The following is a 25,346-nucleotide window of genomic DNA, read 5'->3' on the forward strand; positions in this document are numbered from 1 at the left end:
CCGGGGGGCGGGGCCCCGGGGGGGCGGGGGGGCGGGCGCGCCGCCCGCCCCCCCCCCCCCCCCCCCCCCCCCCCCCCCCCCCCCCCCCCCCCCCCCCCCCCCCCCCCCCCCCTCCGAGCTCCGCGCCACGCGGCAATCAAAGGTAAAAGATCGGCAAAGAATGATGATGCGTCAAGAACATGCAGCTCAGGGGAGGTTGGTCAAAATCGTGATCCACTGGGGCGGTCGCCTTCGGGCGCGTCCGAGGGGTACGGACCGAAGCTGCCGGTGGTGGACGAGGATCGGACCACGGGCCGATAATGATCCTTTTCTCTACGAAGGCGGCACCGTGCACGATCCGCAAGACCCGGCCCTTGGCGGTCGCGAGGACGCTCTGGAGACCGTGGGGAAGGTGATCGCCTGGTACCAGCAGGAGATCCACGCGGTGCGGCGGTCGCCGGCCGCTTCCCCGGACCGGTTGGACCAGCTGATCGAGGAGTACACCGTGTGCGTCCGGGACCGAGAGCGGATCCGGGACGCCGGCGATGAGGAGGCGGAACGGCTCGGCGCGTTCTACGCCGCCCGGCTGAAGGAGCTGGAGGCCACCGGCTCGTAGCCGTGCCCGCCCGCGTGCACCACGGGTAGGGCGGTGACCGCGGCAGCGGGCAGTGTGCGGGGGTGAAGCGCTGCGGGCATCAGCGCCCGGGCCAGGAATGCGATCTCTTCCACGTCGCGCCGATGTTGCGGCAAGGCTGTGCGCAGCCACCGCTGCATCGACCAGAACCGGGCGGCCTCCTGGACGGTGTAGGGCCGCATCTGCTCGGCCCGAAGCGCCTCGACCGCGCCCGCCGGTCGCACCCAGCCGCTGTCGGGGGTGATGGTGTTGCGGTAGAGCACGGTGCCGTCGCGCCGCCACACCATCACCGAGTCCGCGACCCGGCTCTCCTCGGCGGCGGCCACCGCCTCGCCGAGCGCGGTGAAGTGCTTGTCATGCCCGTAGGCGGTGGTGAAGCGGCCCTGCTCGCCGCGCACGCGGGCCCGGGCGCAGCGGGCGGCTGTGCCTTGCCGGGAGTCCGCCGCCCGCACGCCCAGCACCACGAGCTCCACCCGGTAGCCGGCCTGACGGTAGAGCCGGGCGCTTTCCACGAACCCGTCCGCGTTGCCCGGGGCGATCTCGATGACCACGTCCCCGCGCCGCTCCCGCACGGCCGCTTCGGCGATCGCCTGCCAGGCCCGGTAGTCGGCACGGATCCGCTCGCCCGCCGTACGGGGCTCCTCCTTCAGCAGCTGGAGGTAGTCGGGGTGCATGGTCTTGAAGTCATCACCGCTGATGTGGGTGGGCCGCCCGCGCAGCGCCCGGCGCACCATCGGCGCCAGGCGGGTCTTGCCCGAGCCGGGCTGCCCCATCACGTACACCACGACCGGCTTCTCCTGTGGCGTGATTCCCTCCAGCAGCAGGGGGGCGATCAGCACATCGAAGATCCACCGGTGCTCGGTTGCGGACAGGCGGTGGTAGTCCGTTCCCGGTGCCTGGCGGCGGGGCTGCGCGGTCCGGCGTACCGGTTCGGCGAGTGCGGCGGCCCGCTCCGCGTTCCGCCGCACGGCCAGGGCCCAGTCGGTGGGCAGGCTCGGGTCGTAGGTGCGCCGATCCGCGTCGGCGAGCTGACGGCGGAAAACCCCGGTTTCCGCGGCACCCCACGGACGTGCCCGCTCGGCGAGCAGTGCTTCGCGCGCACCGGCCGGCCGCAGCCATCGTCCCTCGGTCCCGAGCTGGTTGGCGTACAGGACCTGTCCGTCGCGCCGGACCACGAGGACGCGGTCGGCCAGGTGCCCGGCCTCGATATCCGCGAGGGCCAAGGGTAAGGCGGCCGCGCAGGCGTCGTGGTTGTCCCAGCCGACGTACCGGGGCCGGCCCTCGTCGGCCAGGCGCAGGTAGCGGTCCAGGACGCCGAGCTGGGACACGGCTTCTGGTACGGCCAAGGCCACGACCTCAACCCTGTAGCCGGCCGCGCGGTAGGCGGCCGCCGAAGCCAGCCACCCGGCCGGGTCCGCGATGGCCTCCTCGGCCACCACGTCGTATCGGGAGGCTCGAGCCCGGGCTTCGACCTCGGCCTGCCACCGGTAGGTCTCATCACGTACTCGGACCCCGGCTGTGCGGACATCCTCCACCAGGAAGTGCTGGTAGTCGGGATGGATGGCCTTGTACGCGTCCCGGTCCACCCGCACCGCCCCGCCCCGCTGCTCAAGAGCTGCGTGCGCCAGGTCCATCACCCACGTCTTTCCGCTGCCGGCCTGCCCGGCCACGAACACCACAACCGGGTGTTCCTGCGGTACTGCGCCCGCCGTCAACTTCGCCACGATCACTTCGGCGGACAACTTGCCGTACCCCTCCACTGACGTCTCCTGGCCGTGATTCCGAGAAAGTGCCCGATCTGGTGGACCGTTCCGGATTGCGCGGGAGGAACGCCGCGCTGCCCCACCGGTTGTCACTCTAGCCCCATGCCCGCGACATGTACGCTGTTCGTACGCAGAACGTACGCGAAAGGTTCGCTCGGTGGGTAAGGTGGTGGATAGGAGGTTTCCATGTCCGAGTTGTTCGACGCCGTCGATGCCCTGATCGCGTCCCGCGCCACGCTCCCGCTGCCGGCTGAGCGCAAGAGGCTGCGCGCTGCTCACGGCCTGACGATCGACGAGGTGGCCACCGCGCTAAAGGTGCGCCGGGCCACGGTCAGCGGCTGGGAGTCCGGCAAGACCGAGCCCCGCCCGCCGGAGCGCGACGCGTACGCCCGGCTGCTCAAGCAGCTCGCCGAGCTCTACCCCGCGCCCGAGGAGCCGGCCGCCCCGGTGCCCGCCACGTTCACCGCCGCGCCCGCCCCGGCCGAAGCGCCGACTCTGTCCACAGGCCCGGCCCCCGAGGCTGCGGCCATGACTGAACACGAGAACACCCAGACCCCCGCCGCCGCTGCTCCGGCCGCCGAGACCCGCCCGGCGCCCGCCACCAGGACGTCAACGTCGCGCCGCCCGGCGGCGAAGAAGGCGGCCCCGGCGAACACCCCGGCGAACACCCCGGCGGGCGGCATCGACCCGCGGTTCGAAAACGGCCCGCTGGCGGTCCTGGACGTCGAGGACGGGAAGGTGCTGGCGTACTGCACCGGCGGCCTGGTCCTGGACGTTCCCGCCAAGAGCCTGCCGTCCCTCATCGACTGGACCCTCAAGGAGGCCAAGCTCGGGCAGCCCAAGCTCGTCGGCCCCGGCAAGGACGCCGACCCCCTGCTCGTGCTCACCGAGGCCGCGCTGGGGCGCTACGGTCTGCCGGTGAAGCTCAGCGACGAGGAGCGGCTGGCCGGGAGGCTGCCGGAGGGCCACAAGGTCGCCAAGCAGCTGGCCCGCGCGGAGTGGAAGCTCACCAAGCGCGGCTTCGGCCCCTGGGCGCGGATCTACCGGCCCGCGCAGGGTTCGGAGCGGGCGTGTGTTCAGCTGTGCATTCCGTCCTGGGAGGCGCTCGACACCCGGCACTGGAACGACGCCGCCCAGCTGCCGCCGGCGGAGCTGGCCCGGCTGCTGGGCACGTACGCGGCGCGGGTGATCACGCCGCGCGGCTCCTCGGCCGTGACCGGCCTGGAGCTGATGACCGCCTTCCACCCGGCGACCCGCGCCTCTGAACCGGACGCCGACGGCCGCCGGCACTCGGAGCACAACCCCGGCAGCCTGGGCAAGGACCCGGTCGACTGCGCGCCGTGCGAGGCGCCCGACGGCCACCCGCTGCTCGCCGACCTTCCGCGCTTCCACCAGCGCACCCCGGTCGAGATGCTGATGGAGGAGGCGTACGACTGGGCGCGGCCGCTGACCGACGACGAGTGCCTGCGCCGCGACCTGGTCGGCATCGACGTGAACATGGCCTTCGCCGCGGGCGCCAACGGCCTGGTGGTCGGCCTCGGCGCCCCCACGCACGTCAAGATGCCGGTGTTCGACCCGAAGCTGCCCGGCTCCTGGCTCGTCGACCTCTCCCGGGTCGACCTCTCCCGGGTGAAGTCCGGCAAGGACTGGGTGCAGCTGAACGGCGACCTGCTGCCCAGCCCGTTCACGCCGAAGGGCACCCGCCCAGAGGGGCCGGCCTGGTACGCGACGCCGACAGTGGCGTACGCGGTGGAGCTCGGCTACGACGTCGCCCCGCTCGAGGCGTACGTCCGGTACGAGAACGGCCGCTACCTGGACGCCTGGTACGGCCGGCTGCGCGACGCGTACCTGGCGACGATGGCCGACCTCGGCGTCGACGCCGACCTGCCGCCGCAGGAGTTCCTCGCGGCGATGAACGGCTACCGCGACCGGGACCCGGAGATGGCGATCGTCGTCTCGGCCGTCAAGGCCACGGTCAAGGGCGGCATCGGCAAGCTCCGCGAGCGCCCGCGCGGCGAGGGCTGGAGGTCGGGCCAGCCGTGGCGGGCCCTGTCCCGGCCGACCTGGCGCCCCGACATCCGCGCCGCGGTCATCTCCCGGACCCGCATCAACATGCACCGCAAGATCATCAAGCACGCCGCCTTCACCGGCCAGTACCCGGTCGCGATCCTCTCCGACTGCGCCGTCTACGCCGTCGACGGCGCGAGCCCGCTGGACTTCCTGCCCTACCGGGAGGGCAAGCCGTTGCCCGGCGGGTGGAAGCTCGGCGTGAACCCGGGCCTGGTCAAGCACGAAGGCACCCAGACCGTCCTGTGGGGCGAAGGCGTCCGCGAGCAGCACGGCGGCGACCTCAACCTCGCCCGGTACATCAAGGACGGCACCATCACCCACACCGACGGCGAGGAGTAGACCGCGATGGCACAGCTCGGGGACGGCCTCAACCAGGCCGTCCAGAAGGCCTTCACCCGCCCGATCCCGAAGTCGGCGGGCGCCCAGATGCGCTACCTGGTCAAGCAGTACAAGTCCACCAAGGCCGCCGCGACCGCGCTCGGCATCACCCAGCGCACCGTCGAACGCTACGTCAAGGACCAGATCAAGAAGCCGCGCCCCGAGCTGGCCGACCGCATAGAGCGCGAGGTCAAGAAGAAGTGGCAGCCGCAGATCCGCGCCAAGGCCAAGAAGACCGCGGCCACCACCGGCGGCATCGTCGTCGATACCCGGGCCCGCTTCGGCTACACCGCCGCCCCAGGCACCACCGACGACGGACGAATGCGCCACCTCACCGTCGGGCTGCCGCCCGAGTTCGCCCGCCGTCTCTTCGACGCCCAGGACGCCGGAGCCAGCGAGCAGCAGCTGCGCGACATCGCCGCCGAGGGCCTGCAAGAGATCTACTTCAAGGACCGCGGCCGCCGTGCCGGCGGCCTCCTGGTGGAGTTCACCGACATCGACCACATCGAATTCGACCTGTAGCCCACACTGGGGGTTTCGGAACCGAGCCGGCTCCGGCTTAGAACACCCGCCAGACAAGCAGCAGCCTGAACCGGGACAGCGTCCTCGCGCCCGTCCAGCCGCCCAGCCCGGCCCGCGTCCCGCAGCAGCCCCGCTGTCGGCGCTGGCCTGCCCTCCTCGATGGCCCAAGGCGCCGCCGAAGGTACCGCTCGATCCATCATGGTCCGGCTGATGGACGAGCTCCTCACCAACCCGCCTGACTGGCTCAGGGCACTGTGGCACGCGCTACCGAAGCCTTGGGAGTAGCTGGCGCCGGACGGTCATGACGCCATAGCCCTATCAGGCCCGCCCAACCTCTCGCAGCACGGATGATGACTTTCGGTCAGTGACCAACGAGCGATCCCACTGCACACGTTCACGCTGCTACCCTACGTGACAAATGATCATGCTGAGGGGGCATAGTGAGAGCAAGACGCGCCGCGTTGGCGGGACTGGGCATCATTACATTGCTTGGGACTGCACTGGCACCCACAGCGGCGGCGGACGAGGGGCCCAGCACACTCATATGGTCCAGATCCTCAGAAGCCAAGCCACTCGCCGAAATCGGTGAGATCTACCGTAAGGGCGAAAAGGAACAGGACGTCAGCGGGTCCAATAACCTTCTTCCCCCCGAAGCACCTACGCCCAAAAACACCGATGAGCGTCTCCAAAAAAGAGAGACACGCCGAGAGCCCGAGCCTTCCAACAGGACCTCCCTCGCTCCGATCTTCCCCGATTTCGCGGGTTGCAACGCGCGACAAGGGGCCCAGACCGATGACGGATGGATTGTCAACCGATTCGAATTTTGTCGATGGAACTATATGACCCTGACCAAGCTTGACGGTTCCGGGCGCGTTGAGGGGCAGGTCCAATTCAAGGAAACCGAAGTAGGAAGAGGATCAAATGAAAAGAGAGTCGGTGAGATTCACCTAAAGGTCACCGAGCTTTCTGTAACAGGAGTATTCATCGGGGCATCGATGACGACCGCTCCAGCTGTCACTGGACACCCTGGCCCCTGCACAGCCTCATACGGCAACAGCGACAGGCACTCCAAACCTCTCGCTTCCTGGAATGAAACGTATATCTACTATACGGTGACCGGAAGCGCCGCCTCGGGAGACCAGGGTCGAATAGACAAGCCCGTATACTGCAAATTCCGGAACAGCTGGAAGGTCGAAAGTCCAAAACCTGAAGCCAATTCCAAATGGTACAGCGGACCGGATCAATCCCTTCGAATGGACTCCGCATCCTACCTGGCGAACTTCGGAAAAGGAGGGGAAGGCGCGGTATTTAACCGCACCGTTCCATATTTCACTTATGACTATAACGACTCGTCTGTAAAGCAGGTTGCGGAGCACATTTTCCACGCCTACCACATGCCTGATAGCACAGACCCAGAGGTCGGGCATAGCAAAAACATCCCAGGCTGGTTTGGCGCCACTGCGCCCACCTACTTGACTCGCAACTACCCAGAGTTCAATGACGAGGCAAGGGAAGTTCAGAAGAGGAATCGCGCCGCCAAGGACACGGCGTGCGGAAAGATCGCCAAGGGTAATCCCGGATATGAGTGCGACGAATTCCCGTTCGCTTCGACTGCAGAAGGAGCAGGCTTGGGCGACGGCAACTACTCGGTCCGCTACGTACCGGCAACCGTCAACGGCGCTGCAGGAGGAAAGCTTTCTGCATGGTACGCACAGGACAGGATATTGCACGGTGAAGATTTTCAGGTATATATCACGAATTACCAGAATATAATTCCAGCCTCGTTGATTTCTCAGCACTCGAAAAAGGCGTTGGATATCGGTGGCAGGGCCCCGGGGTTCAAGGCCAAAATCTGGACCTACTCGGGAAAGCCCGCGCAGGACTTCGCGTTCAACGGTGATGGAGAGCTTCGGATCTACGGCAACAGTTGTCTTGACGGCGGACCCTCGGGTGCCAGCGTCACCAACCAACCTTGCTCCGGATCTGAGACTCAAAAATGGAGCCCGCACCCGTCGTATCCGGCAATCATGCACAAAAAGAGTGGCCTGTGCCTCGATGTCAGGGGATCGGGAACTGAAAACGGCACCCTCGTTCACCTCTGGTCCTGCTCCGGAGCTGCCAATCAGAGATGGGAATCCAAGTAGCTGAACCCAATGCGCGAGTTCCGAAAATGGAACTCGCGCATTCATGCAGTTTAACGAACCGCCGGAATAAACTGGATTACGTACTCTTCGAGGCCTTCGATAGGGAATACGACTCCCAACATCTCGTCGTGCCGCGACGGCGCCGTTTCACCTCCCTTACGCCAGACGCTCAAAATGTAATCGAATTGCGGCTGCAGGGCGAAATTTAGTTCGGGTCCGTCGATATTTGACAACACCGCATTACCGCTTGTGCTCTGATATGAATCGCGGTAGATGGAGTCGAACCCCTGGCCCGGGCAGCTCGGCTCGGTCCGAATTTCCACCGTAACCAATGATTTATGAGTACCCACGGTGCTCCGAAAGAGGATAGCGCCGAGGCCGACCCGAACCGGCGTATCGTCCACTTTCATCAGCGCCCAGATATCGCCCGGCTCATCGGCGGACGGCGCTTCGTTGATCCCGAAAATACTACGGTCAATCCACATGTCGACCGAAGCGCTGTACAACAGGTCATTTGTCATGATCGGATACTACTCGCAAGGCGCCTTTGGGTGGCCTACTCCTGCACCCGTTAGTCTCGATCTTTCGTGACGGTCCGTCGGTTCCTCCAGCGGGTCGGTTCGGCTTGTCGCGTGGGTTGGGCTCCGGTTCCACGGTTCTCGGTGCAGTAGCGCGTCCGCGAAGTCGCAGGCTGTCCGGTTGATAATGGTATGGCGGGGCCCGATCGGCGGCGACGCCCGCGCCCGGAGCCACCCCTCCACCCAACCGAGCCAGAGCTCCTCCCGAACACCCGCAACCGACGGAGCCGCCGCTTCTGCACATCGGCCTGAAATGACCTCCCGCCAGAAGACGCGGGTGGCCGCCATACCCTGGCGCCGACCCTCGGAACTGTCCAGGGGAAACCAGTCAGAACTTCACTCGGGAACGTGTCGACGTCCGGCGACCAGGCCGCCGGGCGTGGACCTCGCGCAGGGTGTCGATCACGTCAGGGAAGCGGCCTTCGCGCCGGACCTTCGCCAGCGGTGAGGACATGCGGCGGTACACCGGACCCTTTCGCGCGTCATACCGGCACTTGCACCCCTCGCACGGTCGCCGGCCTCGTGGGTTGCCCACGCCCCTGGGAGGCATGCCCGCGTCAGCCTCGCCGTCCGGAGAACCAGCCAGTGGCCTTTGCGCAACCTGCTCGCTATGGTGCGGTCTCGACATCTGCCGCGTCGATCCGCCGCGCGCGGATACCGAAGACAGCCAGCTGCTCGAACGCCTGGCTCTCATCGAGCTCGTGATCAAGTTCGTGGGCGATGGGGTTGCGGATCGCAGAGTAGACGCCGCCCCGACGGCACCTGTGGCCATCAGCAGCCGTCAACTCGGCTCGGTGCCCTGTCAGCGCCGGCCGGTAAGGTGAGCGGATGGTAGAAGTCCCATGGGGCAGGCTGGCATCACCCAAGGCGTGCGAGGCTCTGATCGCTATGCTGGTTTTGCGCCTGCGCCCACTGGCCTTCCCCGTCGACGGCGCCGGCGGCGACGGCGGACGTGACCTGTTCGAGTACGCCGAGAACGGCGAGCTCATCAACTATGAGGTGAAGTCCTTCACCGGCCGCATGACACCGGGGCGGCGCAACCAGGTCAGGGACTCCCTGATCTCCACCGCGCGCCATCAGCCCGACCACTGGGACCTCTTGGTCCCCATCGACGCAAACCCCGCCGAGATCACCTGGTTCGAGGGACTTCGCGCGCAGTTCCCTTTCGTGCGGCACTGGCGCGGCCTCGGCTGGCTGAATACCCACTTCGCGGCCCACCCGGATCTGGTCCGCTATAGCTTGTTCAGCAGCAGCGACAAGATCCTACGGATGATCAGCGAGTCGCGAGCCGAACGGGACGCGTTGATGCGTGGGATCCCCGACTTCGCCGCACGCCTCGCGGCTCTGACACAACTGGCTCAGGAGGCCTCTCCTCACTACAGTCTCCGTCCCTCCGCTGCCGCAGATGGGACACCTGCCATCGAGATCGTTCCGAAGACCCGGCACATCCCGCCTGAGGACCTCATCACTCTCACCGGCCGCGTGCACTTCCGCGACGATGACACAGGCCACGCCCTCCTTAAGGCCCGGTTCGAACAGGCGGTCCGCTTTGGCGGCGAGAGCGTGCAGCTGACGACGGAACACCTGCGGGATTTCACCGTGAGTGCACCGGCCGAACTCGGTATCAGCGGTACCGTCCCCCACTTGCTGAGCATCGAGGCCGAGCGGCAACCGATCGACATCCCGTTGCGCGCCAGCATCGTGGTGCGCAACGAAAGCGGGATACCAGTCGCCTCCCTACCCTTGAGCTTTACCGAGCGCTCGACCGGCGCCTCCGGCGGCTGCCTGTACGGTATGGACGCGCCCGGCACCTTCACCGCGCGGTTGAGACTGGATTTTCCCACCTCCCGCACACAGTTCAAGATGACCTTCGTCCCGCCCGAGCGGGCTCTGCCCTCCGTCTACGTGCCCGCACTGCAGATGATGTCCCGAATGCTGCCGGGGTACTCGCTAGAACTGGCTATGCCCGGAATCCAGGCCAGCGCACCAGCACCGGCGGACGGATTCATGCCGCCCGACGAGGCCCGTCTGTGGGCCGACGCCTTCGACGACCTCACACGCCTGCAGAGTCAAACAGGTCACTTCTTCCCGGTCCCCGATGGCTTCACCCTGGGCGACGCCCGCGAGGTCAAGGACATGCTCGCCTTGCTCAACGGCGAGCATGTCCCGCTCCAGGCCTCCACCGTGTCTGTCAACGTGATCAGACGCGAGGCATTTGACTATCTGGCGGCCGACGGCCGATACCGTCTAGCAGCCCGGTACGACCAGGTTGCCTATGTGTTCGGCGACGAACGCATCGACCTTGGTCCCGTAGTGGATCTCATCTACGCCGGGCAAATCCTCAACCTCCCGGAGGCTTTGAGGCAGTTCGACGAAACCGGACAGGCCACCGTGCGACTGCGGATGGCCAAGGACGTCGCATCCGTCCGATACCTGGGCAGCGAGCTTCCCGACTGACTGCCCCAGGGGGTCGGCTCACGTCGGAGACAGCTGGCCGGGCCGTCCCGTTACACACAAGTGTGCTCCGGCTACCGCAGGATTCGGAGCTCAAGCACGTTCAGCGGATTACGCCGGCGGCGGGGTGATGGCTCGGGCGGTTCCAGGTACTCCACGGGCACGCCGTCGTACGAGACGCCTTCCAGGGGGCGGCACATGCTGCGGCGCGCGAACCCAGACCCGGTACTCGACCGGCTCCACCGTGTCCGCGGGGCCGTTGCGGTACGCGGGGAGCCCCACCTCGTACAACCAGCCGCCGCGCACCTGGCGCTTGGACCACAGGCGTCCGACGACGTCCTGGTCCCCGGGCAGCAGCACCCGGATGGGGACCGGCACCGGCTCGGAGGGCGCGGAGGACGACGTCATGCCTCCACCGTAGGCGCCGACCCCGACAGGACCCGCAGTGACCTGCACGAACGCGGACTCTGTCCACAGGTCGATACTCAGACCATGCCGTCATGACGATCAACGACTCACAGCGGCCAGCCCCGGACCGCGGCAAGGTCCTGGCAGCCCTCGCGCGGGCGGAACGGAAGGTCTTCACCCGGCCCGCGCCAAAATCTGCAAAGGCCCAGATGAAATTCCTCCTCACGCGGACGAAGGGCTCGACCAAAGCCCTCGCCGAACGTCTGGGCGTCTCACGCCGGACGGTGGAGCGCTACCGCGCTGGGACTCTGACGACGCCGCAGAAGCGGCTCCAGGCCGCCTTGGTGGAGGAGACCGAATCCGAATGGCAACCGCAGGTCAAAGCACAAGTACGCGAACGGGCGGCCACCTCAAGCGGCATGATGGTGGACGTCACGGCGCACTTCGGATTCGTCGGCAAGGGCAGCTCGGACGACGGCCGCGAGCGCTCCATCACCACGGCCATCTCACCCACGTATGCCAAACAGATCCTGGAGCTTCAGGCAGCCGGAGCGACGGAGGAGGACCTGCATCCGCTCGTCGCCGAGGCCATCACCGAGTCCTATTTCACCGATTGGGGCACCCGTGCCGCTGGCCTACGCGCGGATTTCACACACGTTGTGTCGATTGAATTCCGCTTCTGACACGGCAGCATTCCGAAGCTGCTATAAACCGTATTCGTGAGCCGAAGCACGGTAGTTGTCACATAGGCAGGCTGGTTGTCACCGACGGCTTTGTGGGTGGTTGTCGATGTGGCTGAGCGCTTCAGTTGGCCGGTGAGCGGCCGAGTTGGCCGCCCGAGCGGTCGGTGTCAGGCGCCTGACGGGTCCAGAGGGTTAGGTCGCTGCTGGTGGCGACGGCGAGGGTGCGTCCGGACGGCGAGAAGCCGGCTGCTCGCAGTTCGGAGTAGTTGGAGTCAAAGATGTGCCACCAGCTGTCGCCGTGCGGTCCGTTGTGGGGGATGCCTCCGTCTGTGGACAGCAGGACGCGGTCGTGCGGCCACTCGGGGCTAACGACCTCCAGGGTCCAGCCGTCCTCGGTGGTGGTGTGCAGGCCGCCTCCGAAGAGTCCCGCAATGCGTACTCGGGTCGAGGCGATGGGGCCGAGCCCTGGGCAGGAGAGATCTGGCACCGCGTCCGGGGTGCTGCCGTCGGGGTCAGGGTCACGGTCCCGGGCGATCTTCTCGCCGGTGACGGTGTCAAAGAGCCCGTGGCCGTCGACGGAGACAACCATGACTAGGTCGCGGCCATCGTCGGGAGCGAGAGCGAAGCCGATGCCGAGCAGGCCACCGATAGGGATGAGCCCGTCCGGGACCGGGTGCCACGGGACAGGCGGCGCAACGACAGGGACGGACAGAAACTGCTCTCGCAGACGCCGCTGGTAGTTAGAGATCAAAGTTCCTTCTCGCCTCGGCTGGACGTTGACCGCCCCAAGGCGATGACGTGAATCGTGCCAGGTTCGCACGAGCCTGGCACTCGACCGGCCATCTGAAGCGCTCAGTCACAGTCGATCGCCTTGGCCAGGTGCTCGGCGTGGTCTTCGAGCAGTGGCTTGAGGGCGCCGTAGTAGGGCTGGTGGTCGGTGGTGCGGAGCCAGTGGAAGACGTTGTGTCGCTCCCGGGTCCAGACGGCGCGTAGTGCGGGGTCGGGGGCGATGTGCGGCGGGCAGGGTGCGAAGTCGGGCTCGCCTTCGGTGACGAGGGTCCAGATGTAGGCGCTGACGGCCAGGCGCCTGCGGTCGTCGCTGAGGGGCTTTCGGCGGCTGGTGAGCTCCGGGAGCCGGGTGAGCATGTGCTCCCAGTTCTCGGGTTCCAGCGTCCAGGTGGCGAGGACCTCACGTCGGTGCTGGTAGTCGATGACCGGGCCCTCGAGGAGCTCGGCGGTGATGGCGTCGAGGGCCTGCTCGAAGTCGCGGGCCGTTCCGCTGGCGCGGAGGCGGCGGTTCAGCAGCTGCGTGTAGCCCATCCTCTTGTTCTCGGGGTTGATCCCGAGGAACTGGGCGGCTTTGTCCAGACCGCCGCCGCGTGCGCGCCGGACGAGGAAGACCGCGGCCGCGCGTCGGCGCATCTTGGGCGTGGTGTCCAAGAGGAAGCCGAGGTGGCGTTCGGCGAGGTCGTGGGGCAAGCACGCGGGGATGTGTTCGGCTCGCAGGCCGACGCCGGTGGAGGGGAGGCGAAGTCCGCCTTTGCCGGTGCGCCGGAAGGTGGGAACGATCGTGTCGGCGGCCTGCTGGAAACGCTCGGAGCATGCACTGCGCTGCTTCTTGAAGACGTTGTCCCAGATCAGGTGCCGTGTGGGCGGGATTCCGCTGCGGTTCCGGTTCTCCTCGGGTGCGAGCGGGGCGAGTGCTTCGCGCAGGTCGGCGGCGGTCAGGAGGCGATCGGTGACCTGGAGGAGGCCGGCGCAGGCGAGGGCGTCGACGGGGGCCGCGGTGGAGCGGTAGGGGCGGGAGTCGACTCCGTCGTGGATGGCGAGGTGCCGGTCGACGGCGGCGGCCAGGGGGCGGGTGGTGCCGACCGGCTGGATGCGCGGCCAGCAGATCGTGACGAGTCCGGCGAGGAGGATGAGCTCGGTGAAGTACTGCTGTGCCTGCCGTTTGGGCCGGCCGGGGCCGAGCAGGCCGAGGATCTTGCGCTGGAGCTCGAGCAGGGCGGGTCCGGGCTGGTGGTGCTGTGGGTCGTGCGCGAGCGGTGTCCCGCAGGGGGCGCCCGGCCGGCTGGTCGGGACTTCCGGGGTCAGGGAGGACCGGCAGTGGGCCGGGTGGACGCCGGTGGCGGCGGGGCGGGGGACCAGCTGTGTTCTGCTGCTGAAGTTGATCGGCTTGTGGCAGTGGGGGCAGAGGTGTTCCAGGAACACCTTGTGCAGCGGGCAGGCGAAGACGACGGGCAGGCGCCAGAGGATCTGCCAGGGCCCGCCGTGGGCGTTTTGGATGTCGGAGCCGTCGCCGGCGACGCAGTGGGGGCAGTAACGGGCGGTGGTGGGGAACAGCCATCGGTCCGTGTGCATGGAGTAGACCCGCCCGGCCCGGACATCGGCGATGCTGCGGGCCGCCGGCGGGTAGCGGGAGGCGAAGGGTTCCAGCGTCATCGCGCGCACTTCGCGCGGGTCGAGCCGGGTGGTGCGGGCGAAGCGGCTGACCTCGTCTGGGCTCAGGCGCGTCGAAAGCGAGGCCCGGGCCCGCCCGAGCCGGTCGTGATCGGTCAGGCCGGTCTGCCGGGCGAGCTCGTTCGGTGAGACGTGCAGGCGGTGGGCCAGCCGCAGGACGAAGCCGGCCAGTGACTCGCCCTCCAGCGGGTCGAGGCCGAGTCCGAAGGGCCGCCGCCCGGAGCCCATGGCCATGTCAGCCACCGGCGGCCGGCCTGTTCCCGCGGTCGTCGAGGACCGTGTTGCGTCCGCGCCCCCGGCGCGACTTGGGCTTCGCGGGCGGGGCGGTGGGCTGCGGGATGTCGGGGACCTCGCCGGCCCTGGGGTCGAGGTCGTCCAGGTTGCCGAGGTGGATCGTGGTCTTCGCGAGCAGTTCGGGGGTGAGGCGCTCTTCGCCGGTGAGGATCGCCTCGGTGCAGCCGTCCTCGATCAGCCGCCGCAGGAGGCCGACGACGCCGCGGGTGCGGCCGAAGAGGTACTCGGGCATCTCGCCGGTGGTCAGCATGCCTTCGAAGGACCGCAGGAGCCGCAGCTGGTCCTCGATGCCCGCCAGGTGGTCGAGGAAGGCGGTGATGCCAGCCGGGGTGGAGTAGTCGAACGGATCGAGATCGACCATGTCGAACCGGCGGCCGGTCTGCGTGGCGGCCGCCGTGCTGTGCCGCCCGCCTCGGCTGTTGTCGGGGAAGACCCACTGTCCGGTGCGCTGGTCGACGTAGGCGCCGCGCAGGAGTCCGGAGCCGGGGATGTCCACACCGATCAGGATCAGGGTGACGTTGAGGTCCATCAGCTCACGGATCAGGTCGAGGGTGTCCTGGTCGTCCTCGCGGTGGAGCCGGAGCCGGGTGATGTCGTCGATCAGCAGGGCGGTGGTGTGATGGTCCCGGATCGCGTCCCGCACCGCTCTGACCAGGTCGTCCAGGGTGCCGGGGTGCGGGTTGCCGTAGACGTTCAAGATCGCCTTGCAGAGGCCCTTGGGTGTCGCGCGGACCGGCAGGCGGCAGTAGGCGACGGGCACGAACACGTCCCGGGTGCCGGGGGTGGGGCCGGGCAGCAGCTGGTGGTGGACCTCGCGCCAGACGTCCTCGAAGGACGCGGCCGCGTCGCAGGCGGTCTCGGTCTTGCCCTGGAACCCGCCGCCGTTGATCATCAGGCCGTCGCGGGTGCCGGGCATGAACTTCACCGCGTTGTTCTGCAGCCGTCCGCGCATCAGGTTCGCGACCCGCGCGCTCATCGGCGTCTCCTGCAGCCGCATGTTGACGTGCGTCGCGGTGCGGTGCAGGTCGTGCAGGGCCCGCCGCCGGGGGCTCAGGCTCTGGAACTCCGCCGGCGTCAGACGTGGCGCGGGCACGAACGTGCCGCGGATCTTCCGCCACTGCTGCCAGCCCTCCCAGCGGGTGCGGTCCGGCGGCGGGCCGGCCCGCAGGAACGGGACGACCGCGTGCTCATCCGGCGTCGTCTGGTCCACCACGGTCCTCCTCCACGTCGTCCTCGGGCAGGACGAACACGCTGCGGGCCCGGAAGCTGTGGCCCAGCTCGGGCGGCGGGACGGGCGCGGGCCGGACTGCCTCCCGCCGCCGGCGCCGTTCACCGGCGACCGCTTCCTGCGTCTCGCGGGCCCGACCCGGCCAGCTCAGCACCGTCGCCGTCCCCTCCTCGGCAGAGGCAGGAGCAGGAGAAAGGTCGGCCTGTGCGGCCGGCGCGGGCGGGCTCGGCGGCCGGTCAGCCTGCGCGGCCCTGGCCTGGTGCGTTTCGCGGGCGTGCTCGGTGCGCTGGGACTTCTTCAGCTGGGTCGGCCACTTGCTGACCGGGACGTGCGAGCCGATCAGCTCCAGCAGCACGGGCAGCAGTTCGGCGTCCGACTGCGGCTTCAGCCCGGCCGCAGCGGCCTTCGCGAGCAGGGCGCTGGCCCGAGCGTCCCCGAAGGCCGGCATCTGCCCGGCCCGGGGCATTCCCGTCCAGGGCAGCGGGTGCCAGGCATGGCTGATCGGGTCCTGGAAGAACACCTGCCGCCGATCCCGCGGATCGCGGCGGATGAGCCACTTGCCCTTGTGCTTGCCGCCCCGCGTCGACAACTCGCCGCGGTAGTCCCGCAGAACCTCGGTGTCGTCGTACCAAAGTCCGCGGATCTTCACCCCGCGGCGCATGTCGATGCGGACGTAGTGAGCGGGCAGCAGCTCGTAGAACAGCTCCGGGGAGGGAATGTCCATCGCGAAGCCGGTCTGCGCGAACGACGCCGCGAACAGCGAGTTCGGGCTGTGCGAGCCGTCCGGATCCCAGGCCGGGGCGTACTCGCCCAGCTTGCGCTTTTGCCAGACGGCGACGATCCAGGTGGCGATCAGGTGCTCGAGCTGGTCGGCCGCCAGCACCGCGTCCCCGGCCGGGTCGGCCCCGCGGTCGGCGACGTCGACGCCGGTGTAGCCGACCAGGTGCTCGAACAACAGCTGCCGGATCACGCCGAACGCTCGTTCGACAGCGGCCTTGTCGGTCGCCCGCAGCACCCGCGCGGGCAGGACCTGGCAGCCGAGCACCCGCTCGACCTCGACCAGGTGGTGATTGCGATAGACCGATCCGTGGTCGGTGGTCACCGTCTCCGGGGTGAAGAACGGCAGGCCGGCCACCGGATGCCCGGCGAACTCCGCCACCACCGCAGCCGGCAGGCCGGGGTAGGGCCATTCCAGGTCCTCGCCCCAGTCCGCCCGCATCGGCAGCGGCATCGTCACGTCCCGCAGCACCATCGCGACGTCCACCGAGGTGTCGGAGACCAACGTCAGCCGGAAAGCGACCAGCGAGTGCGTGCAGACGTCCAGGGCCAAGGTGAGGTGCATCTTCACCGGATCGCCGAAGACGTGCTCGCGGACCATGACCGGCAGCACCGTGGTGTCCAGCGCGACGACCTGGCCCGGCCGGTGCACCAGGACGTGCCCCTGCGACTCCGGCAGATCGGCCGAGCGCGCGTAGCGCTGCCGGGCGCCGCCGGGGCCGAACCACTCCCGCCAGAGCCGGCGCAGGGTGTCGTAGCTGGGCACCTTCGTCTCGGGCCCGAACTCCTCGCGGACGTACTGGCGGATCATGCGATCCTTGGTCCGCATCGACACCTTCGCCATCCGCTGCGTCTCCTCGCGGACCGCCAGGACCGCCTCCCGCACCTCCTCGGAAACCGTCCGTGTTCCGCCGCTTCGGCGCAGCCACCGGTCGTCCGCGCAGCCAACCAGCCCGAACCGGCGGCGGGCGTTCTCCCACCGGATCAGCGTGCGGTAGCCCACCGAGCCCAGCCCCAGCAGCCTCGCGTGCTGCGGATCCAGGGCCGCGAGCTCCGCCACCTTCGCGTGCCGGCGCTCGGTGAGCGTCGTCGTCGCCAGGTCGTACTCGGCTCTCGGCTCGCCCGGGCCCGGGTGGAACGGGTCACCGGAGCGGAACCCGGTCGCCACTTCCAGCAGGTGGGCCATCCGCAGCTCGGTCAGCTCCAGCCGGCCCGCTTTCAGGTCCTCGGACGCCTTGCGCTGGCGGCCCCGGTCAGCCCCCGCCGACGACGTCCGCGACGAAGGGCGGCACTGCGGGTGGTTGGCCAGGAACCGGAAGGTCATCCGTTCGCGGGTGCCGTCGTCCTTCACCAACTGCACCCGGCCCAAGTGCGGTTCGCGGCGCTCGACCGTCCACTCCGTTCCGTCCAGCACCAGCCCGGCGCCGGGGGAAAGGTCCAGCACCGCCGCCGCGGTCACCGGCCCGCCTCCGCGGCGGGCATCACGAACGAGCGGTCCTGCAGCGGGCCGGCCAGGTCGACGCCCAGCTGCCTCGACCACAGCAGGTGCAGCAGCTGGGCCCGGGCAACCGGCTCGCAGCCCGTCGCCGCCGCAAGCTCGCCGAACCTCCGCCCGCCCACGGCCTCGGCGAGCAGCACCGGCCGCAGGCCCATCGGATCGGACCTCAGCCGGCGCCGCGACGCCATCGCATCCAGGCCCGCGAAGGCGTGCTCGCGCCAGCGGGCGGCCACCGCGTAGCGCCAGCCGCAGGCGACGGCGACCTCGGCGGCCGCGGCGAACGACTCCCGGTCCAACTCCTTGATCAACGGCTCGGGGCGTACGTCGATCAGCCAGACGCCGCGGCGGGTCACCGCGAGGTAGTCGGGGGTGTGGGCGCGGCGCTTCCCGCAGGTGGCGAAGGAGATCTTCAGCGGCTGCGAGACGACGTCGACCACGTCGCCGGCGAAGTCCAGGGCCAGCAGCACCCGGCTCTCCTCCAGGCTCTCCGAGCCGTGGTGACGGCCGGTGCTGGTCAGAAACTGCAGGCCCGGACGGTGCCGCTGGTCCCGGCGCCAGGTGAAGTGCCGCATCGGGTCGCTCGTGAGCACCGGCTCCTGTACGAGATCGTGCACCGAGCAGGACACATCGTCCCCGCTGGCCCGCCACAAGACCGTCCACCGTCTCGTCCAGCCGTCGCCCAGATCTAGGCCGGACCTGCCCGCGTCGACGTCCGTCGGCACGAAGAGGTCCTCCCAGCTGCACTGATGCGACCAGACAGGCCCGGTGTCAGCGGCGTCGACTACCCTTCCCGACCCAGCACGTGTAGCGGACATGAGCTCATGGAAGCGCCGTGGAGAACCTCAGGCTCCCGATCTTCGTTTCTGGTGACAGAAAGACTGCTGAGTGAGCGTCTGTGACAAGTCGAATGCCTCGCGTGTGACAACCAGGCTGCCTCGACCATCCTCATCCGCCAGCTCAGCTGGTCCCGTTGGTGACAACTCCTGAGCTTCGGCTCAATTCGGCGGGTCGTCGACAACGCTCTGGCGGCGGCTCGCTCCCTGATCCCGGACACCGATTGCGAGGCCGCGATGACCACGCCCTGGCCGACCCGGCGCACCGCGCGCCATCCGCTCCCTCCACACGTCGCCGCGCCCCGCGAGCCCGTCGACCCGGCCCGGATCGGCCGCCGTGTCGTACGGCGCGAGGCGAAGGGTATGGACGCCGGCGCCGTCGCGGCCGCCCTCGAGGAGGCGCGGTTCGAGGCGCGGCAGGCGTCCCGGTACGAGGACCTGGCCGACGACCTCCGCGGCCCGGCGGAGCTCGCGGAGTGGGGGCGCATCGCCGCGCTGCTCGCCGCTGCCGGTCCGGGCGCCGTGTACGACCCGGACGTCGACGACGTCGTGCGGGCCGAGCTCGCCGCCGACGCTGCGGCCGCCGCCGCCCGGGAGGCCGAGCTGCGCGAAGCTGTCCGGATCGCGGCCCGCGCCAACCACCTCCAGGTGCTGCGGGATCTCGGCACCCTGGACCAAGCCGAGCCGGCCGAAGGCGACGAAGCCGTACGCGACGAGCTCACCCGCCGCGCGGACGGCTACGTCCAGGCCGACGTCGACGCCTGGCTCGCCCACGCCCTGGCCGCGCACCGCGGGCACTACCGCGACCCGGCCGCCCGCGAGGCCGCCGCCAGCCTTCTCACCGCGCCGGTCCGCGCGCACGCCGCGCTGCTCGCCGAACTCGCCCGCCTGGTCCCCGATGCCGACGGTGACGACCTGGCGTTCGCAGCCCGTCTGGCCACTTCCGAGCCGGAAGCCGCCCGTGCACTCGCCGCGCTCCTGAGCCGCGCTCACTCCGCCCGCTGATCACCAACGGTGACTGTCGGGCTGTCACGCTCCCTCGCTCCGGCTGTCACGCTGGGGTGTCACGCTGCCGAACGGGCCCACAATCACGGGGTCGACCCCTGGCTTCGGCTCCGCCACGAGCAGCGTGACACCCTCAATGGGAGCGGGTACGGAACGTAACGACGGGATTGGTGCCGGGTGGGCTGGCGGGTGCGCACGAATCGCCGCAGTGAGCACCGACAGCGCCGCCGCCGCGCTCTACGCCCAGGCCCTGCAGAGCACCACCGTCGCCATCTGACCTGTGCCATCGAAGATGGGACGTGTGCCACTGAAGTTGGGCTGAACGCAGTTCGTGACAACGAAGATGGACGGGTCGCAGGCCGGGGTGGGTGTGCCGGGGCCGTGAGAGATCAGGTTCGAGGGCCCGGATGGTGACTGGCTCAAGCCTCATCGGCGAGGATCAGTTCAGCCATCGCAAGCAAGCCGCGGAAGGCCATGAGCCCTTCCTGGTACTCCTCCGAGCGCGCCAGCAGCGTGACGGCAGCACGGAGCTCCGGGAGGCAGTCCCGGAGAACGTCGGTGTGCCCTGGGCTGGTGACGCCACCGTTCTTGAGGTAGGTCATGACGCAGCCAGCCATGTTGAAATCCAGGTACGCCAGATCGTGTCTGTTGTCGAATGGCACGTCGGGGAACGGCCCAGGCTGGTGCGCGGCCCACAGGAGGGCTACCTCGCTGACGATCGCCTGGTGCCGGTCGGGCCCGGGAGGCGGGATAAGGGTGGTCACGCAGCGATCCTCCCGCATACGCCGGCCCTACCCATCGCTGCGCCGACTTGGACCTGGCCGACATGCTTCTATGAGACGGGTACCGACTGAGCGCCAGGCCGCTGCGCCGGACGTCCCGCAGCGCCTGACCTGGGCGCGGTCCATCTTCGCTGTCACAAACTGCGTCCAGTCCAACTTCGGTGGCACACGTCCCATCTTCGATGGCACAGATCACCATCGCCCGGGACGGGAAGCGTGCAACAGGCACTGCAATGCCCAGGTGCAACAGCGTCCGCGTTGCGGTCCTGACCTGCGACAACACACCGCGCAACGGGATCCGGGCGCGTTTTACACCCCCGCGTTGCAGATCCCGCCACCACCCGCGCCCGCACCGGCTTCCGCGACCGCGGTGATCATCGCCGCATCGTCCACATGATCCTTCCCGGGCTGTGCGGCCGCCTGCGGGGCGAGTACGCCCTCGCCCCCCCCAGCGGCGGTCAAGAAGCCTGCGGGGCGCTCACAGGGGCGTACAACGCCTCACACGCCCCGTACGACGCCGTCGACCCGGAAGAGCCGGCCTCCAGCGGACCGCCGCGATGCTCTGCCGACCGGGGCCGAGGGCTCAGCGATCGTATGGGTCATCTGCCGCAGTTCGCGTCCTACTTCGCCCCGTGAATGACAGCCCCGAACCCGTCCACGTGTTCCCGGTACGACTTGCCTTGTGGTGTCGGGGCCGCAGCATGGTAGACCGCGACAAGGCTGCCCTGTTCGTCAAGGACCCTGATCCCCGCCGGGATCACGGTTCCGGCCGTAATCCTCAGCACCGGCTGCCCCTCGCTCTCCTCAAGACGAAGGACCGCCCTGTCCACCGCCACCACCTCAGTCGGCTTGAGAATACGCAGACCCGGCTCCTCAGCAGCAGGCTTCTTCTCCATCACAACGGCCCCTCTCACGACAACACTGCCGACGTAGCCGGACGCTACCCCCACCCGACAACCGCCCAGCGCTGCCATGCCGTACCAGACCAGGAAGAGGCCGGTACCCCGAACTGTCGTGAGCGCCGCAGTTGTCCATCGAGGCCAACTGGGGCGCTCGGTCACAACCGGGCCCCGCGCCTTCTCGCCGCCGGTCTCCTCGCCGTTCCCGGCTCCGAGCTCGCTCTCGGGGGGAAGGAGATACAACCCGCAGTTGCACGTTGTCTTGATTGGCAGAGAAAGGACGGGAGTGGCGACGTACCTCTGTGCCCCCCGGCCGAGGATCCGCGCACGTACACCGCCCCGTTGGGTGATCTTGACTGCGGGTTGAGGGCGCCACAGGCTTCACGGCGCCGACCGGATGACGCTGAGAAGGCTGGAGTATGAGCGACGTCAGGGCCGAGCTGGCGAAAGACGGCCTGCGTGTCATTGTTCCCGGGCTCAGCCCGGATGGTCAGGGGGGCATGCCTCGCGAGGTGAGCCGTTTCAAGCAGTACAACACTTATGCGACCGTCAGCAAGGACGGCACCCCGTCCGGGCGGACGCTGTTCTCCGGGACGGGCTTGATGAGCAATATGCTGGGTTGGTTCGAGGGTCGTTCCAGGAAGGGGAGGTCCTCAGCATCGTTGTCAGGATCGAGGAGAGTGACTTCGGCGCCCCCATCCGTACGTGGACGGCGCGCGAATGCAAGGTCGGCCCGCTGCCGTCCTGAGCGGCATGCCCACCCCACACTCAAGCCGGCCCGCAGAAGCGGCCCTTCGGCCGGGACCAGGCCTCTATGCGCCCTTGGCCGCCGAAGCCGAGCAGGTCCGTACCGACGCCGAGGCGATGGCGGAGCAGCTGCTTGCCGACGCGCGCGCTCGTCGCCGGCAGCCGTTCAGCCAGGACATCCTCCTCTCGACCACCCAGCGGTGGCGGCCGAGACGGTCGGGGCTGCTGCTCGTGCTGCTGCTGTCCGGCCAGGTGCAGCAGGCCCGTCTCCGGGGTGCAGCGCAGTAATCGCACGACCCGGACGGCACACGGCTGCTGCTCGGGTAGCAAGGCTGACCTCACCGATACAGAGGGCGGCTGCTGCACCGGGGCCGGCTACCGGCTCGCGGCGGCTGCCACCGTCGTGCTGCTCGCCTGGGTGCTGCTGCGCGCGCAGGCCCGCAGCGCGCTGTCAAAGTACGCCTCGACGTCCGCGTCGCGGGCGTAGCGCGTGATCTCGTACAGGGCCTTCGTCGCCTCGAAGGCAGCCACGACGAGCAGGTTGACGACGATGGTGAGGAACGGGCCACCTGCTCCGCGCTCGCGGGCCAGCTGTCGGTGGGCAGGCCGAAGCGATTGCCCAGCTCCTGGGTGAAGTGGAGGCCGAAGTCGTGAGTCACACCCCACCCACTCGTACCGCGCCGGCCTGACCCCAGACGGGCGGCGCGCGGCGCCACCTCCCGGGAACGGTCGTACGGGGGCGTCCTGCCTGCGACTTCCCTAGGGGCCCGTGTAGTCGCTTCCCCGGCGAGGGCGGGTTTGTTCTGGAGGAGCAGAACAAAACGGTTCACCTGGTGCTACCGGCAGCGGTCCCGTGTCGGGGCCTGTCCCTGCTTGTTGTTCTGCTCCTCCAGAACAAGCCGGTTTAGCTGGTGCTACCGGCGTGATCGCGGACATGAGGAAGGCGCTGCACCCGAGGGGTGCAGCGCCTTGTGGCTTCGCGGGGCCGGAGCTGTCAGCCAGCGGCCGCGAGGTTGGCGACCTGGGCCGCGTACCGGGCCCGTCGCTGCTCGGTGAAGCGCTCAGGTTCAGCGGCCTTGATCTCCGGGATCGGCATGGGGTAGGCGACCTTGCCGCCGGTCAGGAGCGGGTGGAGCTGGTAGAGGCCGTCTTCGAGGCTCCAGGCGAGTCCGCACTCGCGCAGCTCCTTGAAACCACGGTTCACCGTGGGCTTGCTGGCTCCCAGTTCGCGCGCCATCTCGTTCTGGCTGATCGCGGCGGTGCCGGCGTCAGGGTCGCTCAGGTACATCAGCTCGTCCAGGACGCGGCGGCCGGCGTTGGTGATGTCGACCAGGGCCAGGAGGCGCAGCACGGCGCGAGGGATCTCGACGGGCGCCTCTGTGGGAGGGCTGGGGACGTAAGAGCTGCTCACGGAGCCTCACCACTTCCAATCAGGACGACGCTGCAACAACGAGGATATGCCGCGCGAGATCACGCGCTCGCCTTGCGCACGGGCCGCCGCTGGCGGAGCGTGACGACCTTCTCCTTGCGGCGGGCGGCTTCGGCGGCCTTCCGCTCGGCCTCCCGCTCCTGGCGCCACTCGGTGGGGTAGTCGGGGAGCGGGATGATGCAGACAGGGCCCTCAGCGGCGTTCCAGAGCTTCTGCCACTTCTCCTGCTCGCCGGAAGTGCCAGCCACCGTCAGCCACGGGTTCAGCTGGAGGGTGCCCCGCCTAGCGGTGCGCATCCAACCAATGTGCGTGAAGAACTGGCTGGCCTCGTTCACGGAGGCTGCCGACAGGTTGCACCGGGTCTGGAGATCACGCTGGCTGGTCTTCACGAAGCCGCGGGGGACCGCGCGATCGTTGTCGTCGGCGCGGTTCGCGTTCTGGAGCGCCATGAGCTTGCACCAGACCTGGAACCAGCTGCCGGGCGCCTTCAGGCTGCCGAGCACGTCCAGTAGGAGCCGGGCGTCCAGGACGTAGCCGCTCACCTCGGCGCTCGCGGCGAACTCGCGGCCCTGGATCTTCTCCACGCCCAGGATCAAGCCGCCCTTGCCGTCCGACCGCGCGACCACGCGCTCGCCGGGGCGGACGATCGGCAGCTGTTCCATCAGCACAGTCCTCCAGGGATGATCAACGGTTCGGTGAGCACGGTAGCACTAGGTAAACCGGCTTGTTCTGGAGCGGCAGAACAAACAGTGCCTCACAGTTACCTAACGACCCATCAGGTTTGGGGTGGCTTTGTTCTAGGTTTCCAGAACACTCGGGAGCCGTTTGTTCTGGAAACCTAGAACAAACGGTTTCGCATCGTCGCAGGTCAGAGCCGTTTTGAGCGTGAATCCCTCTTATGTGTCTTTAGACACCAGCCACCACCCCAGCCCCCCGCTGCCACGCCGCGCACCGCGGGGGCAAAAGCCGCTGGTCACAGCGGGCGTGTCGCCCCTGGTAGCCGCCGGATCTGGGCTTGTTGTGTGGCTGCGCTCGCTTCGCGTGCGGCGCCGTGTCCGGGTGCAGCTCGGGGACAGCAACAGCGGCTCTGAGTCTCGGGTGGTACCAGCCGTGACGATCAAAAGCCTGGAAGCGTGGCGGGTCCCGGTGGGTGGTTCCGCCGCCCGGCCCCGGGGGCCGCTCGGCTCCGGTACCTCCGCACGCCGGAATTTCGGCTTATCGATATCCGAGGTACCGTTCTTGAGCTGAGGCCTGGAGCTTTTCCAATCGGTGATTCCTAGGATAATTGATAGGCTGGAACCTGGGCCTGATGCGTGCTCAAATCCGAACCTCGCTCAGGGTGGTTGGGGGGTGTCTCGCGTTTCTGCCAACAGCACATGGTGCATCAACCTGATGCACCCGCTACACTAGAACCCGACACGAACGAGCGACCCCCACCCCTCCCTAGCCAGCCAGGCCCACGCAGTGGGCCCCAATGGTTCTGGAGGCGCAGCCGGAAGGACCGTCAGGCGGGGGAGCGCAGCGGACCCGCCCGGAGGACCCAGTCCTCCCTCACTCCCCTCCAACGCCCCCACCGGAGGCCCCACCAGGCGCACCGTCACACCCCACACCCTCCATCGACCCGGCCACGCTGCGCGTGGCCCGCCGGGCGCGCAGCGGCCGGCCTTCCCTGGCTCCCGGAGCGCAGCGCTGGGAGCCGCCCACGCATCGCGTGGGCGCGGGGAGCGCAGCGACCCGCCCCGCTGTCCCATCGCGCAGCGATGGGGTACCCGCTCCGCGGG

Annotated in this window: 22 protein-coding genes; 7 read left to right on the forward strand and 15 right to left on the reverse strand. The window is 68.6% G+C overall.

Translation table 11 applies throughout. The annotated features are described in order from the left end of the window. Positions 1–328 precede the first annotated feature (328 nt). Positions 329–595, forward strand: a complete 267-nt coding sequence (locus tag ACZ6ZI_RS36580) for a hypothetical protein (RefSeq protein WP_469528573.1) — start codon at positions 329–331, stop codon at positions 593–595. On the opposite strand, the gene ACZ6ZI_RS36585 is transcribed toward ACZ6ZI_RS36580, so the two are convergent. Then, positions 553–2,373 carry a zeta toxin family protein gene (locus tag ACZ6ZI_RS36585; protein WP_469528575.1) on the reverse strand — a complete coding sequence of 607 codons (1,821 nt, stop codon included), beginning with the start codon at positions 2,371–2,373 and terminating at the stop codon, positions 553–555. The two genes, ACZ6ZI_RS36580 and ACZ6ZI_RS36585, sit on opposite strands and share 43 nt — an antisense overlap. Positions 2,374–2,562: 189 nt before the next feature. Here ACZ6ZI_RS36585 and tap point away from each other — a divergent pair, with 189 nt between their 5' ends. The 3 genes from tap to ACZ6ZI_RS36600 all read left to right on the forward strand — a co-directional run bounded on the left by tap (position 2,563) and on the right by ACZ6ZI_RS36600 (position 7,490). Beyond that, complete coding sequence (gene tap / locus ACZ6ZI_RS36590; protein WP_469528576.1) at positions 2,563–4,785, forward strand: telomere-associated protein Tap; 2,223 nt, start codon at positions 2,563–2,565, stop codon at positions 4,783–4,785. Between the two features lie 6 nt (positions 4,786–4,791). Then, on the forward strand, positions 4,792–5,346 hold the full coding sequence (gene tpg / locus ACZ6ZI_RS36595) for a telomere-protecting terminal protein Tpg (protein ID WP_469528578.1): 555 nt from the start codon (positions 4,792–4,794) through the stop codon (positions 5,344–5,346). A gap of 839 nt (positions 5,347–6,185) precedes the next feature. After that, positions 6,186–7,490 carry a ricin-type beta-trefoil lectin domain protein gene (locus tag ACZ6ZI_RS36600; RefSeq protein ID WP_469528580.1) on the forward strand — a complete coding sequence of 435 codons (1,305 nt, stop codon included), beginning with the start codon at positions 6,186–6,188 and terminating at the stop codon, positions 7,488–7,490. Positions 7,491–7,540: 50 nt separating this feature from the next. Here ACZ6ZI_RS36600 and ACZ6ZI_RS36605 read toward each other — a convergent pair whose 3' ends face one another. Together ACZ6ZI_RS36605 and ACZ6ZI_RS36610 are read right to left on the reverse strand one after the other, a co-directional pair. Next, positions 7,541–8,011, reverse strand: coding sequence for a hypothetical protein (locus tag ACZ6ZI_RS36605; protein ID WP_469528582.1), 471 nt, complete (start codon positions 8,009–8,011; stop codon positions 7,541–7,543). A 665-nt stretch (positions 8,012–8,676) separates the two neighbouring features. Beyond that, the gene (locus ACZ6ZI_RS36610; RefSeq protein ID WP_469528584.1) at positions 8,677–9,057 is read right to left on the reverse strand and encodes a TIGR02391 family protein; all 381 of its coding nucleotides are present in this window, start codon (positions 9,055–9,057) and stop codon (positions 8,677–8,679) included. On the opposite strand from ACZ6ZI_RS36610, the gene ACZ6ZI_RS36615 reads away from it, so the two are divergent. Further along, on the forward strand, positions 8,957–10,525 hold the full coding sequence (locus ACZ6ZI_RS36615) for a hypothetical protein (protein ID WP_469528585.1): 1,569 nt from the start codon (positions 8,957–8,959) through the stop codon (positions 10,523–10,525). The two genes, ACZ6ZI_RS36610 and ACZ6ZI_RS36615, sit on opposite strands and share 101 nt — an antisense overlap. Before the next feature lie 108 nt (positions 10,526–10,633). On the opposite strand, the gene ACZ6ZI_RS36620 is transcribed toward ACZ6ZI_RS36615, so the two are convergent. Next, complete coding sequence (locus ACZ6ZI_RS36620) at positions 10,634–10,930, reverse strand: hypothetical protein (protein WP_469528588.1); 297 nt, start codon at positions 10,928–10,930, stop codon at positions 10,634–10,636. 92 nt (positions 10,931–11,022) lie between these two features. Between ACZ6ZI_RS36620 and tpg (ACZ6ZI_RS36625) the strand changes: the two genes are divergently transcribed. Beyond that, positions 11,023–11,613, forward strand: a complete 591-nt coding sequence (gene tpg / locus ACZ6ZI_RS36625; RefSeq protein WP_469528591.1) for a telomere-protecting terminal protein Tpg — start codon at positions 11,023–11,025, stop codon at positions 11,611–11,613. A 121-nt stretch (positions 11,614–11,734) separates the two neighbouring features. Here tpg (ACZ6ZI_RS36625) and ACZ6ZI_RS36630 read toward each other — a convergent pair whose 3' ends face one another. The 5 genes from ACZ6ZI_RS36630 to ACZ6ZI_RS36650 form a co-directional block, all read right to left on the reverse strand. Then, on the reverse strand, positions 11,735–12,364 hold the full coding sequence (locus tag ACZ6ZI_RS36630) for a hypothetical protein (protein WP_469528592.1): 630 nt from the start codon (positions 12,362–12,364) through the stop codon (positions 11,735–11,737). 101 nt (positions 12,365–12,465) lie between these two features. After that, positions 12,466–14,307, reverse strand: coding sequence for a TniQ family protein (locus ACZ6ZI_RS36635; RefSeq protein WP_469528626.1), 1,842 nt, complete (start codon positions 14,305–14,307; stop codon positions 12,466–12,468). 1 nt (position 14,308) lies between these two features. Beyond that, positions 14,309–15,577: an AAA family ATPase gene (locus tag ACZ6ZI_RS36640; RefSeq protein ID WP_469528594.1), complete on the reverse strand. Its 1,269-nt coding sequence runs from the start codon at positions 15,575–15,577 to the stop codon at positions 14,309–14,311. Further along, positions 15,555–17,831: a transposase gene (locus tag ACZ6ZI_RS36645; RefSeq protein WP_469528596.1), complete on the reverse strand. Its 2,277-nt coding sequence runs from the start codon at positions 17,829–17,831 to the stop codon at positions 15,555–15,557. The genes ACZ6ZI_RS36640 and ACZ6ZI_RS36645 overlap by 23 nt, the downstream gene beginning before the upstream one ends. Further along, entirely contained in the window at positions 17,828–18,484 is a 657-nt protein-coding gene (locus tag ACZ6ZI_RS36650) for a TnsA-like heteromeric transposase endonuclease subunit (RefSeq protein ID WP_469528598.1), read from the reverse strand. Before ACZ6ZI_RS36650 ends, ACZ6ZI_RS36645 begins: the two co-directional genes overlap by 4 nt. Positions 18,485–18,940: 456 nt before the next feature. On the opposite strand from ACZ6ZI_RS36650, the gene ACZ6ZI_RS36655 reads away from it, so the two are divergent. Beyond that, complete coding sequence (locus ACZ6ZI_RS36655) at positions 18,941–19,708, forward strand: hypothetical protein (RefSeq protein WP_469528600.1); 768 nt, start codon at positions 18,941–18,943, stop codon at positions 19,706–19,708. A 419-nt stretch (positions 19,709–20,127) separates the two neighbouring features. Here the strand turns inward: ACZ6ZI_RS36655 and ACZ6ZI_RS36660 are convergent, their stop codons facing one another. The 6 genes from ACZ6ZI_RS36660 to ACZ6ZI_RS36685 form a co-directional block, all read right to left on the reverse strand. Then, positions 20,128–20,472, reverse strand: coding sequence for a hypothetical protein (locus ACZ6ZI_RS36660; protein WP_469528602.1), 345 nt, complete (start codon positions 20,470–20,472; stop codon positions 20,128–20,130). Positions 20,473–21,110: 638 nt separating this feature from the next. Then, positions 21,111–21,386, reverse strand: coding sequence for a hypothetical protein (locus ACZ6ZI_RS36665; protein WP_469528605.1), 276 nt, complete (start codon positions 21,384–21,386; stop codon positions 21,111–21,113). Between the two features lie 771 nt (positions 21,387–22,157). Beyond that, positions 22,158–22,430: a hypothetical protein gene (locus ACZ6ZI_RS36670; RefSeq protein ID WP_469528607.1), complete on the reverse strand. Its 273-nt coding sequence runs from the start codon at positions 22,428–22,430 to the stop codon at positions 22,158–22,160. An 81-nt stretch (positions 22,431–22,511) separates the two neighbouring features. Next, a complete protein-coding gene (locus ACZ6ZI_RS36675; RefSeq protein WP_469528609.1) occupies positions 22,512–22,667 on the reverse strand; it encodes a hypothetical protein in 156 nt (51 codons plus the stop codon). A gap of 463 nt (positions 22,668–23,130) precedes the next feature. Then, complete coding sequence (locus tag ACZ6ZI_RS36680) at positions 23,131–23,547, reverse strand: helix-turn-helix domain-containing protein (protein WP_469528611.1); 417 nt, start codon at positions 23,545–23,547, stop codon at positions 23,131–23,133. 59 nt (positions 23,548–23,606) lie between these two features. Next, the gene (locus ACZ6ZI_RS36685) at positions 23,607–24,227 is read right to left on the reverse strand and encodes a hypothetical protein (RefSeq protein ID WP_469528614.1); all 621 of its coding nucleotides are present in this window, start codon (positions 24,225–24,227) and stop codon (positions 23,607–23,609) included. Positions 24,228–25,346 lie beyond the last annotated feature (1,119 nt).

Source organism: Streptomyces sp. NPDC103540 (genome assembly GCF_055584445.1).

Excerpts from the sequence above, each read along its gene's own strand:
- tap (WP_469528576.1), top strand. The coding sequence starts at position 2,563 with ATGTCCGAGTTGTTCGACGCCGTCGATGCCCTGATCGCGTCCCGCGCC.
- tpg (WP_469528578.1), top strand. The coding sequence starts at position 4,792 with ATGGCACAGCTCGGGGACGGCCTCAACCAGGCCGTCCAGAAGGCCTTC.
- ACZ6ZI_RS36600 (WP_469528580.1), top strand. The coding sequence starts at position 6,186 with ATGACCCTGACCAAGCTTGACGGTTCCGGGCGCGTTGAGGGGCAGGTC.
- ACZ6ZI_RS36605 (WP_469528582.1), bottom strand. The coding sequence starts at position 8,011 with ATGACAAATGACCTGTTGTACAGCGCTTCGGTCGACATGTGGATTGAC.
- ACZ6ZI_RS36615 (WP_469528585.1), top strand. The coding sequence starts at position 8,957 with ATGCTGGTTTTGCGCCTGCGCCCACTGGCCTTCCCCGTCGACGGCGCC.
- ACZ6ZI_RS36610 (WP_469528584.1), bottom strand. The coding sequence starts at position 9,057 with ATGAGCTCGCCGTTCTCGGCGTACTCGAACAGGTCACGTCCGCCGTCG.
- ACZ6ZI_RS36620 (WP_469528588.1), bottom strand. The coding sequence starts at position 10,930 with ATGACGTCGTCCTCCGCGCCCTCCGAGCCGGTGCCGGTCCCCATCCGG.
- tpg (WP_469528591.1), top strand. The coding sequence starts at position 11,023 with ATGACGATCAACGACTCACAGCGGCCAGCCCCGGACCGCGGCAAGGTC.
- ACZ6ZI_RS36635 (WP_469528626.1), bottom strand. The coding sequence starts at position 14,307 with ATGGCCATGGGCTCCGGGCGGCGGCCCTTCGGACTCGGCCTCGACCCG.
- ACZ6ZI_RS36655 (WP_469528600.1), top strand. The coding sequence starts at position 18,941 with ATGACCACGCCCTGGCCGACCCGGCGCACCGCGCGCCATCCGCTCCCT.
- ACZ6ZI_RS36665 (WP_469528605.1), bottom strand. The coding sequence starts at position 21,386 with ATGGAGAAGAAGCCTGCTGCTGAGGAGCCGGGTCTGCGTATTCTCAAG.
- ACZ6ZI_RS36685 (WP_469528614.1), bottom strand. The coding sequence starts at position 24,227 with ATGGAACAGCTGCCGATCGTCCGCCCCGGCGAGCGCGTGGTCGCGCGG.